The sequence below is a fragment of the Arthrobacter sp. Y3221157 genome (assembly GCF_059089865.1).
On sequence record NZ_JBNHFD010000096.1, the window covers coordinates 1 to 14,506 of the forward strand.

At 67.4% G+C, this 14,506-nt stretch carries 16 protein-coding genes; 11 read left to right on the top strand and 5 right to left on the bottom strand.

Features of this window, described 5'->3' with window-relative positions:
- Positions 1-365 precede the first annotated feature (365 nt).
- The 5 genes from AC5RTT_RS17625 (at position 366) to AC5RTT_RS17645 (ending at position 2,422) form a co-directional block, all read left to right on the top strand.
- Complete coding sequence (locus tag AC5RTT_RS17625) at positions 366-692, top strand: hypothetical protein (RefSeq protein WP_494146278.1); 327 nt, start codon at positions 366-368, stop codon at positions 690-692.
- A 223-nt stretch (positions 693-915) separates the two neighbouring features.
- Positions 916-1,137: a hypothetical protein gene (locus tag AC5RTT_RS17630; RefSeq protein ID WP_494146279.1), complete on the top strand. Its 222-nt coding sequence runs from the start codon at positions 916-918 to the stop codon at positions 1,135-1,137.
- An 81-nt stretch (positions 1,138-1,218) separates the two neighbouring features.
- On the top strand, positions 1,219-1,443 hold the full coding sequence (locus AC5RTT_RS17635) for a pentapeptide repeat-containing protein (protein ID WP_494146280.1): 225 nt from the start codon (positions 1,219-1,221) through the stop codon (positions 1,441-1,443).
- A complete protein-coding gene (locus AC5RTT_RS17640) occupies positions 1,430-1,936 on the top strand; it encodes a mycothiol transferase (protein WP_494146281.1) in 507 nt (168 codons plus the stop codon). The genes AC5RTT_RS17635 and AC5RTT_RS17640 overlap by 14 nt, the downstream gene beginning before the upstream one ends.
- A 42-nt stretch (positions 1,937-1,978) precedes the next feature.
- Entirely contained in the window at positions 1,979-2,422 is a 444-nt protein-coding gene (locus AC5RTT_RS17645; protein ID WP_494146282.1) for a VOC family protein, read from the top strand.
- A 4-nt stretch (positions 2,423-2,426) separates the two neighbouring features.
- Here the strand turns inward: AC5RTT_RS17645 and AC5RTT_RS17650 are convergent, their stop codons facing one another.
- The 4 genes from AC5RTT_RS17650 to AC5RTT_RS17665 all read right to left on the bottom strand — a co-directional run bounded on the left by AC5RTT_RS17650 (position 2,427) and on the right by AC5RTT_RS17665 (position 6,676).
- Positions 2,427-3,494: a glycerophosphodiester phosphodiesterase family protein gene (locus tag AC5RTT_RS17650; protein ID WP_494146283.1), complete on the bottom strand. Its 1,068-nt coding sequence runs from the start codon at positions 3,492-3,494 to the stop codon at positions 2,427-2,429.
- Positions 3,495-3,625: 131 nt separating this feature from the next.
- Entirely contained in the window at positions 3,626-4,519 is an 894-nt protein-coding gene (locus AC5RTT_RS17655; RefSeq protein ID WP_494146284.1) for a potassium channel family protein, read from the bottom strand.
- A gap of 90 nt (positions 4,520-4,609) precedes the next feature.
- Entirely contained in the window at positions 4,610-5,893 is a 1,284-nt protein-coding gene (locus AC5RTT_RS17660) for a hypothetical protein (RefSeq protein WP_494146285.1), read from the bottom strand.
- A 276-nt stretch (positions 5,894-6,169) separates the two neighbouring features.
- Positions 6,170-6,676, bottom strand: coding sequence for a methyltransferase family protein (locus AC5RTT_RS17665; protein WP_494146286.1), 507 nt, complete (start codon positions 6,674-6,676; stop codon positions 6,170-6,172).
- A 256-nt stretch (positions 6,677-6,932) separates the two neighbouring features.
- Between AC5RTT_RS17665 and AC5RTT_RS17670 the strand changes: the two genes are divergently transcribed.
- The gene (locus AC5RTT_RS17670; RefSeq protein ID WP_494146287.1) at positions 6,933-7,802 is read left to right on the top strand and encodes a DUF1295 domain-containing protein; all 870 of its coding nucleotides are present in this window, start codon (positions 6,933-6,935) and stop codon (positions 7,800-7,802) included.
- Positions 7,803-7,930: 128 nt separating this feature from the next.
- Here the strand turns inward: AC5RTT_RS17670 and AC5RTT_RS17675 are convergent, their stop codons facing one another.
- Positions 7,931-8,365 carry an ester cyclase gene (locus AC5RTT_RS17675; protein WP_494146288.1) on the bottom strand — a complete coding sequence of 145 codons (435 nt, stop codon included), beginning with the start codon at positions 8,363-8,365 and terminating at the stop codon, positions 7,931-7,933.
- Positions 8,366-8,567: 202 nt separating this feature from the next.
- Between AC5RTT_RS17675 and AC5RTT_RS17680 the strand changes: the two genes are divergently transcribed.
- From AC5RTT_RS17680 to AC5RTT_RS17700, 5 genes are all read left to right on the top strand, one after another.
- Positions 8,568-8,903, top strand: a complete 336-nt coding sequence (locus AC5RTT_RS17680; protein WP_494104305.1) for a cupin domain-containing protein — start codon at positions 8,568-8,570, stop codon at positions 8,901-8,903.
- Between the two features lie 389 nt (positions 8,904-9,292).
- Complete coding sequence (locus AC5RTT_RS17685) at positions 9,293-10,249, top strand: glycosyltransferase family 4 protein (protein WP_494146289.1); 957 nt, start codon at positions 9,293-9,295, stop codon at positions 10,247-10,249.
- A 107-nt stretch (positions 10,250-10,356) separates the two neighbouring features.
- A complete protein-coding gene (locus AC5RTT_RS17690) occupies positions 10,357-11,409 on the top strand; it encodes a 3-oxoacyl-ACP synthase III (RefSeq protein ID WP_494146290.1) in 1,053 nt (350 codons plus the stop codon).
- The gene (locus tag AC5RTT_RS17695) at positions 11,403-14,093 is read left to right on the top strand and encodes an alpha/beta fold hydrolase (RefSeq protein WP_494146291.1); all 2,691 of its coding nucleotides are present in this window, start codon (positions 11,403-11,405) and stop codon (positions 14,091-14,093) included. The genes AC5RTT_RS17690 and AC5RTT_RS17695 overlap by 7 nt, the downstream gene beginning before the upstream one ends.
- On the top strand, positions 14,090-14,506 hold a 417-nt coding region (locus tag AC5RTT_RS17700), incomplete at its 3' end, for an NAD-dependent epimerase/dehydratase family protein (protein ID WP_494146292.1). The genes AC5RTT_RS17695 and AC5RTT_RS17700, both read left to right, overlap by 4 nt.

Consider the following 14,506-nt stretch of genomic DNA (forward strand, 5'->3'; position numbering starts at 1 on the left):
TAGTTGGGGCCGGCCGGCTGGCCGGTCGCGCGGGCGGCGGAAGCACCGCCGAGCTGGGCAGCGACGCTGGCGACGGAAATGCCGGCGAGGGCGGCGGCGCCGGCAAGGATGCCACGGCGGGGAAGTTCTGACGACGGCGTGGGCGCGGAACTGTGGTCATGAAGGCACATCATTGTCTCCTTTCGTTTGCCACGGGGAAGGCGGCTCCGGACGATGCTACTGGCTGGGGGAGGGCGGCTGAAGGCCTACTCCCCGGTAAGCGGCCGAGGTCCGGGATACCACACACAAGTTGATTCCAGAGGGGTCCCGCTGACGGCAATGATCGGGGCTACCGCCTGCCCGGCTGGACTCCTAGGGTGGGAGCCATGGCTGATACTTTTGCGTCCCTGATCGAATCGTTCAAAAACATGGGCGTCGCCCGTGCCTACGGTGCCTCGGTCCAGCTCGGAGGGGAAGAGGTCATTCCGGTGGCCCTGGTGTCCTTCGGCTTCGGCGGCGGCGACGAAACCGGGCAAGAAGGTTCGTCCGGCGGCGGGGGCGGCGGAATGGTGCTGCCGCTCGGCGTCTACCGGAATGTCGGCGGGCAAGTGGTGTTCCGGCCGAACACCGTGGTGGCCATGGTCTGCCTGGTGCCGGTCATCGCCGCGGTGGGCGGCGCAATCCGGAGGGCAATCCGCGCGGCCAAAGCGTAAGGGAGGGAGCACTCTCGAACCCCCTCGAAAAGAGGGGACAGGGCAGGGGAAAAGGGGGTCTTTGTCCCTTGTTCGTCATGATGCCGGTTGATAGCTTTTCCGTGACGGGCGCCCCGGATGAGAGCCGCTTCGCCCATACTGCAGGGATTTGCTGGGAATCCAGTTCCTTCCGCCCCACGCTACGGGCGGTCCAGTCATCCCTGTGTCCCATCCAGGAGACAAAATGTTCAGGCGCATTTTGACGATCCTCGCCGCCCTTTTCACCGCAGCCTTCCTCTTCGCAGGGGCTGGCGGACAGGCCACCATCCCGGCACTCGAGGGGGCAGCCGTCCCCACCACCTACCCCGACTGCCCGCTAGAACGCATCGGCACCCAGCTTGTGCGCTGCGACAATCTGACGGGGGCCGGTGTGGAGGCACCTTTCTGGATTCCGGAACAGAAGTAGACACCGGAAGGCGCTGCGGGGACCGTGTCCGCGGGCTGAATGGTGCTTGAAGCGAGGGGATCCAACGTGAAGGATACCGTCATGGCGACTTTCACCGGATCCGATGACCTTCAAGGTGCGGAGTTCCTGGACGTGGATCTGCGCGGGGCCCGCTTTGTCCGGTCCAGCCTGTCCGGCGCGGTGATACGCGGCGCGGACGTGGACCGGGTGGACATCGACGCTCCCTGGCTCCTGGAAGGCGGCGGCTCCCTGCCACCGCGGGCCGGGAACAGCCAGAAGAAAGAGGGGGCCCATGCAAACCAATGAGCTGCTGCTGGATGCGTTCGGCAGGATCCGGGAGACCGTGGAAGCCACGCTGGAAGGGCTCGACGGCGGTTCCCTCACCGAGCGCCCGTCCGGCACCGGGAACTCCATCGCCTGGCTCATCTGGCACCTTGGCCGGGTGGAGGACGCGCAGGTCGCAGAGGCGGCCGGCCTGGAGCAGGTCTGGACGGGGCAGGGGTTCGTGAAGCGGTTTGGCCTGAGGCTGCCGGAGCGGGACACCGGCTACGGCCACTCGAGCGAGCAGGTGGACGCGGTGCAGGCGGAACCGGATCTGCTGCTCGAGTACTACGACGCCGTGCACCGGCAGACCAAGGGCTTTCTCGAAGGACTCCGCGACGAGGACCTGGACCGGATCGTGGATAGGCGCTGGGATCCGCCCGTCACGCTCGGCGTCCGGCTGGTCAGCATACTGGCCGACTGCCTGCAGCACGTGGGCCAGGCGGCCTATGCCAAGGGGCTCCACCAGCCCCGGTAGGCCGGCGGCACTTACGAACAGCAACCAAACCAGGAGGCCCGGATGGCAGTGGTACGGCGTTTTGACCATATCGGCATCACCGTCGCCGACCTGCAAGAAGTGACGGACTTCTTCGTGGGGCTGGGCCTCGAGGTGGAGGGAGGGCCGATGGAATTGGAAGGCGAGTTCCTGGACACCGTGTGCGGCATCCCCAACTCCCGCACCGAAATCGTCATGCTGCGGCCGCCCGGCGGCGGGACCGGGCTGGAGCTCGGGAGGTTCATCCGGCCCGACCACCAGCCCGGCTCGTCCAACGCGATGGCCAACGAGCTGGGCCTGCGCAATGTCTCCTTCGAGGTGGAGGACCTCAGGGGGACCGTGGAGCGGCTGGCCGCGGAAGGCTACGGGCTGGTGGGCGGCATCGGTGAGTACCAGAACATGTGGCTCATGGCCTATGTGCGTGGCCCGGAGGGCCTGATCGTCTCCCTCGCCGAACGGATCGGGTGAAGAACTACCCCTGGACCGCGTACGCCTTCGGCAGCTTCAGCCCGCGTTCCGCCATGAGGGTGTGCAGCCGGGTGGGGTAGTCGGTGATGATGCCGTCCACGCCCAGGTCCATCAGGCGCTCCATGTCAGCGGTGGTATTCACGGTCCACGGGATGACGGGCAGGCCCAGCTGGTGCGCCTCGGCGATCATCTCGGGGGTGACCGAACGGAACGTGGGGGAGACGACGTCGTACCCCTGCGCGGCTGCCGCCTTGGGAAGCGAGCCGTTGTAGTCGTCGATGTCGATGCCGCCCAGGTTGCGGCTGGCGCCGGGCTGGCCCACACCCATCCAGGCGTCGCCGCTGGAGAGTGCCACCAGCGGCAGCCCGGGCGCGAGTTCCTTGGTGAGGTTCAGCGAGGACCAGTCGAAGGACTGCAGGGTGGTGCGGTCGGCCATGCCGGAGGCCTGGATCTCGGCTACCACGGCGCGGGTGAGGGACTCCATGCCGGCGCCGCCCACCTGGCTGCTCTCCACCTTGGTTTCCACGTTGAAGCGGACCTTCGCGGCGCCGGCGTCGCGGACCAGCCGGTAGACATCCTTGAGCTCGGCGATCCGGTTGCCCTCGATGACCTCCTGCTCCGGGTAGCCGGCCAGCTGCACGTAGCCGCAGTTCAGGGTCTGGACCTGTGCCAGGGACAGCTCGGCCACCCGGTCGCCGACATACGGGAACTCGGGGTCGGCGGCGGTGGCGGGCGCAGTGTCCATGCACTTGGGGGCCTGGATGGTGTCGTCGTGCCAGACGATGACCTTGCCGTCCTCGGTGAGGTGCGTGTCCAGCTCAAGGGTGGTCACGCCGAGCGCCAGCGAGTTGGCAAACGCGGCCAGGGATTCCTCGGTCCATTCGCCGCGGCCGCCGCGGTGGCTCTGCAGGTCAAACGAGCCGTTGCGTTCGTTCACCTTCAGTGCGGAGGTGGCGGCGCCGGCAGCATTCGACGACGGCGTGCCGGCTTCAGCGTCGGGGGCGGCGACGGCGGGGCCCGCCATGGCGGCGATCAGCGCGGCGGCTGCCGCTGCGGTCAGGACTGTACGCATGGGTGGTTTCCTCCAGCAAGAAACGGGGCGGCCTGAAGGGCCGTTGACCCGTCCACGCTAGGGAGGGCAGGTTGCGCGCTTGGTCCCCGGAGTTGGAGAGGAGGTTAACGCAGGATGGTTGCCTGGAGACTTCAGGTGCGACCGGTTTCCGGTGAGCGTCGGTGCTTGTGGTGCAGCGCGTAGCTGTCGAACACGTCCGATGACGTTGTTCCCAGATGGCCGAACTTGCCGCGGAGGACTTCGGCCAGATCATCCAGGGCGGCCTGCAGCATGCGGCCCGCGAACTGGAGTTCTGCGTTGCCGCTGCCTTGGGCGTCGGACGCCAACTGGTGGGCGTAGGCGATGGTGGCGGGAAGGGAACCGCGCTGCTCAACCTCGTGGAAATAGTAGGTTTCGTGGAACGAGACCAAATCGATGCTGACCGATGCCACATTTTCCGCCATGGATTCCAGCCGGTTCGCCGCGTGTCGGGGGTCCAGCGCGCTGATCCCTGCGGGGCCGGCGGCCTCCCGGAACAGGTTCAGCTGGTGCGCCAACGCGCGCCGTCGGCTCAGCGCCGGGTACATCTGGAGGATCCAGGACACTGTGGCGGTCAGCAGCCCGAATCCGGCCACGGCCTGGAAGGCAACGACCAGCCGCAGCAGCGGGTGCGCCGCAACGATCTCGCCGAAACCCACGGTGGAGAGGGCGACGATCGAGACGTACAGAGCCTCGGCGAAGTCGCCACCCCGGGGCACGCCGTCGCCGTAGACGAAGCCGTCCGGCAGATGCGGCAGGTACAGCAGGGCCCAGCCGATGGCTGCCAGACTGGCCCAGGCGGCAATAACGGCCGCCATGGCCAGCGGTGCCGCGATGGAGGACGCCCCGCCCCGGAGTTTCCTGGATATCAGCCAGAAACCGCGCATGATGGCACGGCCCACCGGACCCGACCCGTGCGGGTACAGCAGTGTGCGGAAGACATCGGCGAGCATCAGCAGAATCAGCGCGAGGCCCAGAAGCGTCCAGAGCATGTCCTCGAAATCCATGCCTCATCTTATGAGCGGGGGAGGGCCTGTCGGCTCCGGCTTGATCAGGTGCGGTGGCTGAGGCCTCCGGCCACCCGGTGGTGGTGACTGTCACCCGAGAGCTATGTAGGCGTGCCAGTACCGGGCGTTGGTCCTTGATGCCGCCAGCACCACCAGGCCGGTCTGGCTGTTGACGTTTTGCTTCGTTGAGGTGGGGTCGTTGATGTCCTTGTCGGTGCTGCTGCTGATGATGGGCGTACCGGCGCCGGGCGGGAAGGAAACGTTGTCGATCGGCGCCGTCTTGTAATAGATGGTGCCGCCCGCCTCGGGCGCGACCGCGAACATCCAGACCTGGCGGTGCTCCTCGTCGATCATGACCATGGGCCGGGTGTGGGCGTCCTCCACCGCGCCGAACTCCGCGCTGGTCCATTCGCCCTTGCCGTCGCGGACCAGGAGCGCCACAAACGTTCGGCCGGCGTTCTGATGCGCTGTCTTGATCGCCGCGTAGAGGCGGCCGCTGCCGTCGCTGGTGAGTTGCCGAAGGTTCAGATGGTCGTTCGCGCATCCGCCGGTGCAGTTGTTTCCCCCGCCGTAGGCGACCTCTGTCTGCCAGGATTTCTCCGGCTGGCCGTCCTGGTGCACGGCAAGGTAGAACTTCTTGTGCCCGGTCCGCTGGTTGCTCCACATGATGCCGATCTTGTCGCCCTGGAACGACGTGACGGCGGAGATGTCATCATGGTGCACCTGGGCGTTGGTTGTCGGCAGGACGAACGGAGTGCCCCACTCCAGGTCGCTCGTGGTCGAGTGGTTGACGTAGACACGGTTGCTGTTGTCGGCCGAGACGAGGGTGTAGGTGATCCACAGCTTGCCGACGGAGTCTTTGGCCACCGTGATCGATTCCGTGCTCCCACTGTGAAGGGTGACGGGGAATCCGGCGTCCTGCGAATAGGTCTTCGTCAATGCGTCGTAGCTGAAGCGGTGAAGCACTGCGGACCCGGAGGCCACCTCCTCCTCGGATGGTGGCGAACTCCACTCCGAGAGCACAGTGGTGCCGGACACGACGTACAGCTTGCCGGCCGTTGCGTCCCAGAGTGCATCAGCACGGGCACTCGGCCGTGCGTCAACAACTGTTTCCGTCTCCTGCCAGGCCTGCGTTGCGGCGTCGAGACGGTGGATCTTCGTCGCACGTGCGGACGCGCTCCATAACAGCCCCCACCAGCTCCCGTCCTGGAACCAGAGCTTGCTCTGTGCCTTGTCCGCAGTCGGTGTTCTAACGCCGTCGCCTGCGTATGACGGCCCAGGCTGTCCGACGTCGGCTGCCTGGGCGGGGAGGGGGATCGCGCCAATAACGGCCGCGGCGAGCAACAGAGCGATGAAAAGGCGTAGCAGACGCATAGTTGTGCCCTCGGAGTTTGGACGGATGGTACGGGGGCCGCTTCATCACCTCCCGGCGGGAACACTCTACGTCTGCAGGCCGCACCCTGAACCCACTGTCGAGCCAAATAGGGGAGCGGAAAGGGGAGGTGTTAGGTAGGGGTTGGCGTCCTCCGGATCCGGCCGGAAGTTGACCATGGCGTCAGCGCCCCTGCTTAGACCCTCCCGCAAAGGCAGCGGGACACTAGGTTGTGCTGCGCTTCCTGGAGGGGTGTACAGATGATCCTGCCCGTCGTCCTACGCCCGCGGCAGCCCGAGGTAGCGCGGCACCTTTTCCGCGTAGACGCGGTAGGAGGCTCCGAAGAGCCCGGCCAGCGTGGCCTCTTCGTCCACGACAACGGGGTGTTCCACCAGCAGTTCGGCCGGCATGGTCACCAGGACCCAGGCTGAGCCGGCCAGCGTTCCTGCGCCCAGTTCGATGAGCCACCAGCCCACGTACATGGGGTGGCGGGTGAACGCGTACGGGCCGGTGGTGACCAGTTCCTCCGGCCGTTCGAGCGCGAAGGGGCCCGGCGAGCGGCGCCGACGTTCAGCCAGCGCCCAGGCGTTAAGTCCGACGCCGGCTATCACCAGTGAGGTCCCTGCTGCCCGGTGCAGGGCCCGCGGTCCGGGCAGCGGCATGGGGCGGAGCCGGGCAAGGAGCAGGTCCGCGGCCATCGCGGCTACGACGGGGAACGGTAGTGGCAGGTTGTCGTAGGTCGCCTTGACCCGGCGGGCCAGGGAGCTGATGGCGTTGCCCGTCACGGTCAGGAGGGTTCCGGCGCGAAACCCGCCAGGAGCAGGGCGCTGTTGGCCGGTCGGCCGATAGTCGGCAGGTCCGCGATTTGGACGGGCGTGTCTCGGTTTCTCATGCGGATCAGGGTACCGTTCCAGCAGGACCCTTGATCAGAGCGGCGGCGCGGTGGCAGGAGCGTTCCGATGCTGGGCAATACAAAATGGTTCCCGCTCCGAAGACCTGGTGGGCAGTGTGCCGCGCAGTTTCAGGAGAGAGGGCGGTTGTATGAAGGATGCGGACCGTAACGCGCTCATTATCCTGCTGGTTGCAGTGGTGGTGGGGGTTCTCGTCGCCGTCGCGGGAAGCCGGGGCGGCGCCACGGTGGGCGGTTTCCCCTTGTTCGCCCTGGGTGTGGCGGCTGCGTTCCTGATCCAGTGGCTGGCGTTCATCCCGGCCTTCAAGGCGCAGACCGAGACGTTCTACGACCTCACCGGCGCCCTGACCTACATTTCCATCACCGTCCTGCTGGTCCTGCTAAGCCCCGGCGTGGATGCGCGGGCGCTGCTGCTCGCGGCCCTGGTGGTGGTATGGGCGGCGCGGCTGGGAAGCTTCTTGTTCCGCCGCGTCCGCAGGCACGGCAAGGACGACCGGTTCGACGAGCTCAAGCCCTCCTTCTTCCGCTTCCTGAACACGTGGATCCTGCAGGGGCTCTGGGTGGTCCTGACCGCCGCGGCAGCCTGGATCGCCATCACGTCCGCCACCCGCGTGGCCCTGGACGGGTGGGCGCTCGCCGGCTTTGTGGTCTGGGCCGCCGGCTTCGGCATTGAGATTGTGGCGGACAGCCAGAAGCGCCGGTTCAAGGCGGACCCGGCCAACGAGGGGAAGTTCATCTCCACCGGCCTGTGGTCCAGGTCCCGCCATCCCAACTACTTCGGCGAAATCGTGCTCTGGACCGGCGTGCTGATCATCGCTGTTCCCGTGCTGCAGGGCTGGCAGTGGGTGGCCCTGCTGTCCCCGGTGTTCGTCGCGTTTCTGCTCATCAAGGGCAGCGGCATCCCGCCGCTGGAGAAGAAGGCAGACAAGAAGTGGGGTGGCCAGCCCGACTACGAGGCGTACAAGAAGAACACCCCGGTGCTGATCCCGGCAGTCCGGTAGCGGATTGCGGCGCACCCGGGCGGGGTGCAGTTCGGAGTCAGGGTCGTGGTGGTAATACGGAAGCCGTGGGTACCTTCCTGGGGGAGGTATCCACGGCTTGATGACGTTCGACCGCGGGGCGTGCCCCTTTAGTGCGACGTCAGCTCGCGCAGCAGCCCGAGTTGTCCCAGGAACTCCATTTGGTCGAAGTAGAAGTGGTGGGAGATGATCTCGCCCGCTTCCACCTTGGCGATGTCGCAGCTGCGTATCCTGATCTGCTTGCCGGTGGCCGGGAGGGTTTCGCCGGAGGGCAGGTTCAGCGGGCCGGTGTTTGTCCCGACCACGAAGCCCTCGTCGATGGCCACGTCCCCGGCCTCGTGACTGTCACCATGTTCGTAGTGGACGTCGGGTATCGCTGCCCAAAACTCGAAGAGGTAACCGGTGATGGCGTCACGACCGTGCAGTTCCCCTTGGTCAGGGGTGTAGGCCACCGCGTTGGCGGCGTAGCACCTGGCCAGCGTTTCTCTATCCTTTTCGTCCATCGCCCTGGTTAGACGATCCATGACTTCGCGTGCCTGTCCCATTTGTGGACCTCCAATTTTTGGGCGGCCTCACGGAAGCGGAGGCCGCTTCGATGGATTGGCTTCTGCTGGTGCCGGAGCCACATTAATTGCACGTCCGGGGCCCGGATGATGTCAACGGGGAGGGGCGACTTTTACTGCAGACCGCGGAGGCAGGAGCACTGGCGGTCTGGCCCCGGCCCCGCCGCATGGGTACGGTGGCCGCATGCAGAAGATATCGATTGAGGCTCTGGCCCGCCAGCAGCTCGAGGCAGCCGTGGCGGTCTCCAGCGGGCGGGCATCGGACACAGTGTTCGGCGGCCACGAAAAGAGGCTGCGGCAGACCGTCATGGCCTTCCGCGCCGGCACCCAGCTGAGCGAACACCAGAACCCCGGCGAGGCCACGGTCTACGTAATCAAGGGATCCGTGTGGCTCAAGTCGGGCGGCGAGGCCTGGCAGGGCAAGGCCGGGGACCTGCTGATCGTCCCGGACGGCCTGCACAGCCTGGAGGCCGAGGAGGATTCGGCGGTGCTGTTCACGGTGGTCAAGACGGACAGGTGACAACAGTACGACGGCGGCGCCGGCCTTTCGCTTACCCCGTCACCGCTGCCGGGACCTTGTTGAGCCCCAGGAGGGGGTTGATGCAGGGGGCCGCCTCACGGACAGCGAAACCCCATCCATTCAGGGTGAATACCAGCCAAAAGCGCTTAGCATCAGGAAAAGCAGTAGGCACTTGTTCAGTATCCGTCGACGGATACTGGTCCGCGGCCGTCGCAGGGACGGCCCGCTCGCTCAGGGAGGAGGCCCAGGGAATGGAGAAGGAGACTATTCACTGGCTTGGACGACTTGAAGGATGCAGCGGGTTTGCGGTTGAAGGCAGAAGCTTCGTCAATGCTCTCCGGCAGGCCGGTTACCACGTTCAAGAAACTTCGGTTTCCTCCCGCCCGGACATGGGTGCAGGACAAGGCACTGAGCCGCTTCACCGGTCAGGGCCCGGGCTGACCATCGTGCACCTGCCCTGGCATGACTACGGGTGGGAGAACCTGACCGGGCAAGTGGTGTGGCGGGCGATGTTCGAAACCGCTTCGGTGCCCGCTGAATGGCTTCCGCGCCTGGCAGAAGTGGACGAAGTATGGGTCCCGTCCCGCTTCAATGCCGGGACTTTCGCTGACGCCGGTGTGGATCCGGACAAGCTCAAAGTCGTCCCCGAATTCGTGGATAAGAATTGGTTGCAGCCGGCGGTCCGCGCTTATGACGGCCAGGGTAAATTCAAATTCCTTTCCGTCTTCCGGTGGCAACAACGCAAGGGATGGGATGTCCTTCTGCAGGCGTACCTGGAAGAGTTCAGCGCCGCCGATGATGTTGAACTCCTGTTGCGGGTGGACCCCTTTGGCCCCGGTACCGCCGACGTTCCTGCAGCCATAGCCGAAGTGATCCGGAAAGTCAGGCCGCACCGCACCCCGACGGTGCGGCTGCTGCCGTTTCCGCTCTCGCAGACAGGGATGCAGAAGCTGTACGCCTCGGTGCACGCCTTCGTGTTGCCCACCCGGGGGGAGTCCTGGGGGCGGCCGTTCATGGAAGCTATGGCCTCGGGCCTGATCACCATCGGTACAGCTTGGGGCGGCCATCTTGATTTCATGAACGCCAACAACGCCCTCCTCATCGACTGCGAGCTTGTGCCCGTCCCGGAGTCGGCAGCGCTGGAGTGGCCGTTCTTCCGCGGCCAGGTGTGGGCTGAACCGTCCGTAGCGAGCATCGGGTACTGTTTGCGGCGGGCGTACGAGGGAGGCCCAGCCATCGAACGCCTCCGGCAGAACGCGGCGGCTGCGATCAGGGAGCAGATTGTTCACGGCCAGGCTCAGGAGGCCCTGCTCAAGGAGGTGCGGAGGTTGCTGAAGAATGGCTAGCACATGCGCGTAGTGCCAAAGATGCGCGCGGTGCGCCGATTCGGTAAGGCAGGCGCCACAAAAGTTAGGCTTTGAACTTGCGGGTAAGGGGTACGGACACCCCATGCATGCAGGATCAGAACGAACAGGGGCTTGATTTGGCAGGGAATGCAACCTTCCGGCACAGCAACACCGCACTGCTTTCGGTGTGCAGTGTCGAGGCTCCGAGGATCGTGAGCTCCACGGATTTCGACCGCCGGTTGGCGCCCACCCTGCAACGGTTGAAGTTCCCGCCCCGTCTGCTTGAGCGGGTTGCCGGCGTCACGCACCGCCGCTGGTGGGCGGCAGGGACATCGTTCGATGATGCTGCCGCCGAAGCGGGCGCCAAGGCCCTGGCCGAGGCCGGCGTCGAACCTTCCCAGGTCGGCTTGCTCATCAACACCTCGGTGACGCGGCGCAACCTGGAGCCGTCCGTCGCCGTGAAGATCCATCACCGGCTCGGCCTGCCGTCGTCGGCCATGAACTTCGACCTGGCCAACGCCTGCCTCGGGTTCGTGAACGGGCTGACGTTGGCGGCCAGCATGATCGATTCCGGCCAGATCAAGTACGCAATGATCGTCAACGCCGAGGATGCCCAGGCAACCCAGGAAGCCACGCTGGCCCGCCTCGAGCGGCCGGAGACCACGCGCGAGGACTTCAGCCGCGAGTTCGCCACCCTCACCCTTGGCTCCGGAGCTGCCGCCGCCGTCCTGGGCCCCGCGGACCGGCACCATGGCGGGCACCGGATCGTCGGCGGCGTCATGCGCGCGGGTACGGAACACCATGAGCTGTGCGTGGGCGGCGTCGACGGCATGGCCACGGACACGAAAGGCCTGCTCGACGGCGGCCTGCGGCTCGTCGTCGACGCCTGGCACGAGGCGCGGCCTGAGTGGGACTGGGCCGCCATGGACAGGTACGTCACGCACCAGGTGAGCAATGCGTACACCCAGGCGATTATCGAGGCCATCAACCTGGATCCTGCCAAGGTCCCCCTCACGTTCCCGCACTGGGGCAACGTGGGCCCCGCTTCCCTCCCCATGACCCTCGCAGCCGAAGCGCAGTCCCTTGAAGCGGGGGACCGCGTCCTCTGCATGGGCGTCGGATCCGGGCTCAACACGGCCATGATGGAAATCGTTTGGTGACCGCCACCTGGCCCGGCGTCGATCCCGAATGGCCGCGCGAGATCGGGGTCGCCTCCACCTCCGGCGCCGACGCGCCGGGCACGGTGCGCCGCTGGCAACTGCTGGACAACGGCGCCCAGCTCTCCCGCCTCGGACTGGTCCCCGCCGGTACATTGCTGTGCGTGCACGGCAACCCCACGTGGTCGTATCTGTGGCGAACACTGCTGGCAGCTGGGGCGCATCCGGACCACCCGTGGCGGGTTGTGGCCGTGGACCAGCTGGACATGGGCTACTCGGAGCGCACCGGCACCTTCCGGCGGCTGGCGGACCGCATCAATGACCTGGGCGACCTGACGGACGCCCTCGGCCTGGAGGGGCCCGTTGTGACCGTGGGCCACGACTGGGGCGGCGCGATCAGCCTGGGCTGGGCCCTGGCGCACCACGAGCAGCTGGCCGGGGTGGTGCTGACCAACACCGCTGTCCACCAGCCGGCCGGTGCGGCGATCCCGCCGGCGCTGCGCCTTGCCCTGCACCCCGCCGTACATAAGTGGGGAACGACGACGTCGGACGCGTTCCTGCGCGTGACGCACTCGCTGGCCCACCCTGCGCTCCCCGCCGGCGTCCGCGAGGCGTACATGGCCCCCTACCGTGGAGCCCGGCGCCGGGCCGGGGTGGGGAACTTCGTGGCGGACATCCCCGTGAACGCCTCGCACCCGAGCTTCGCCGCGCTGGACCGCGTGGCGGAAGGTTTACGCGGGTTGAACGTCCCGGCGCTGATGCTCTGGGGCCCGCGGGATCCCATCTTTTCGGACCGGTACCTCAAGGACCTCATCGGCCGGCTTCCGCACGCAAAGGTGCACCGCTTCGAAGGCGCCGGCCATCTTGTGGCGGAGGACCGGAACATTGCTGCCCCGGTTTTCCAGTGGCTTGCCGGCAACGTTGGTGCCGGCAAAAGGGCCTCCCCTGAAGCCGAGGCCACATCCGCCGGGAGTGAGGGGCCGGACGCCGTCCAGCCGTCGCCGTCGGAATTCCGACCCCTGTGGGACCTGCTCGGCGAGCAGGCGGCAGGGCCTGCGGGAGACGGTACCGCCGTCGTGGAAATGGCACCGGGCGGTACGGTGGCCCGCTCGCTTAGCTGGCGGCAGCTGGACCGGAACATCCTGGACCTCGCCGCCGGGCTCCGGGAAGCCGGAGTGGACAGCGGCAGCCGGGTGAGCCTGATGGTTCCCCCCGGGGTGGACCTGACCGTCGCCCTGTACGCCTGCCTCCGGCTGGGTGCCGTGGTGGTGGTGGCCGACGCCGGGCTGGGAACCAAGGGCCTGAGCCGCGCGGTGAAAGGCGCCACCCCGGACTTCCTGATAGGAATCGACAAAGCGCTCGCCGCAGCCTCGGTGCTCGGCTGGCCCGGCCGGCGGATCAGCGTGAGGGACCTCCCGCCCGCCCGCCGTCGTGTATTGGGAGTGAAGGCTTCCCTCGAGGCCCTTGCCCGGTCCGGTGCCGGCCGCGGTCTGGAGCTGGCGGCCAGCGTGGATCCGGACGCCCCGGCCGCCGTACTCTTCACGTCTGGCTCTACCGGCCCAGCCAAAGGTGTGCTCTATACGCACCGGCAGCTGGCGGCGATGCGGGACACCGTCGCCGCAACCTTCGGGATCCGTTCCGGCTCCCGGCTGGTGGCCGGCTTCGCACCCTTCGCCCTGCTGGGACCGGCGCTCGGAGCGGTGTCGGTGACGCCGGCCATGGACGTCACGGCGCCCCGTACCCTGACGGCGGCCGCGCTGGCCGACGCCGCCGCGGCGATTGACGCCACGGTGGTCTTCGCCTCGCCGGCCGCGTTGCGCAATGTCCTGGCCACCCGGGACGGCGTGAGCGCCGCAGGCCACAAAGCGCTGGAAGGTGTTGAGTTGCTGCTGTCTGCGGGCGCGCCCGTCCCGGAACCCCTCCTGGCCGAAGTTCAGCGGCTGCTGCCCCGGGCCTCGCTGCGTACCCCGTACGGGATGACCGAGGCGCTGCCCGTTACGGACATCAGCCTCGAACAGATTCACGCCGCCGACGCCGACGCTGCCGCCGGAAGCATGGCGGGGGCAGGCAACGGCGTATGTGTAGGGTGGCCGGTGCATGGCGCCCGGCTGGCCGTTGTCCCGCTGGCGGTGGATGGGACGGCGCCGGGGTCCAATGCCGTGACGGAACCTGGTGTGACGGGTGAGATCCTGGTCAGTGCCGCGCACGTCAAGCAAGCGTACGACAGGCTCTGGCAGACCGAGCAGGAGAGTTCCAGCCTGCCCGGATGGCACCGTACAGGCGACGTGGGGCATTTCGACGCCGCGGGCCGGCTCTGGGTGGAGGGCCGCCTGGCCCACGTCGTCACTGCCCCCGGCACAGTAGTGACGCCCGTGGGTGCCGAACAAGCCATCGAACGCCACGACGGCGTCCGGCTTGCGGCGATTACCGGCGTCGGACCGGCGGGCACCCAGGCCGTGGTCGCCGTCGTCGAGACCATCCCGCCAGCGCGGAAAGCAGGCCCTGCGGCGCCGCAGCTTGCCGGGAATGTCCGCAGGGCCGCGCTTGCAGCCGGTGTCCAGGTCTCCGCCGTGCTCGAGGTCCCCGCGCAGCCCACCGACATCCGGCACAACGCCAAGATCGACAGGACCCGCCTGTCCCGCTGGGCTTCGCGGGTGCTGGCCGGCGGCCGGCCGCGAAAGCCGTGAGGGTCCTGGTCACCGGGGCCAGCGGGCTGCTCGGGGGAGAAGTGGCCCGGCTGCTGGTGCGCCAGGGCCATGACGTGGCCACCTTCCAGCGCCGTCCGTCAGGGGTCGACGGCGCCACCGACTTCTGCGGGTCCGTCACGGATGCTGAAGCGCTCCGGCGGGCAGTAGAAGGCGCCGAAGGAATCATCCACCTGGCCGCCAAGGTCTCCTTCACGGGCCGTGCGGCAGAGTTTGACGAGGTGAACGTCCACGGGACGCGGCGCCTGCTTGAATGCGCCCGCGGGGCCGGGGTGCGGGATGTGGTGTTTGTGTCCTCGCCGTCCGTGGCCTACTCGGGCGCCGCCATTGCCGGGCTTGGTGCGGAGCCGGCTGACCCGCAGCACGCGCACGGCGACTATGCCCGCACCAAGGCC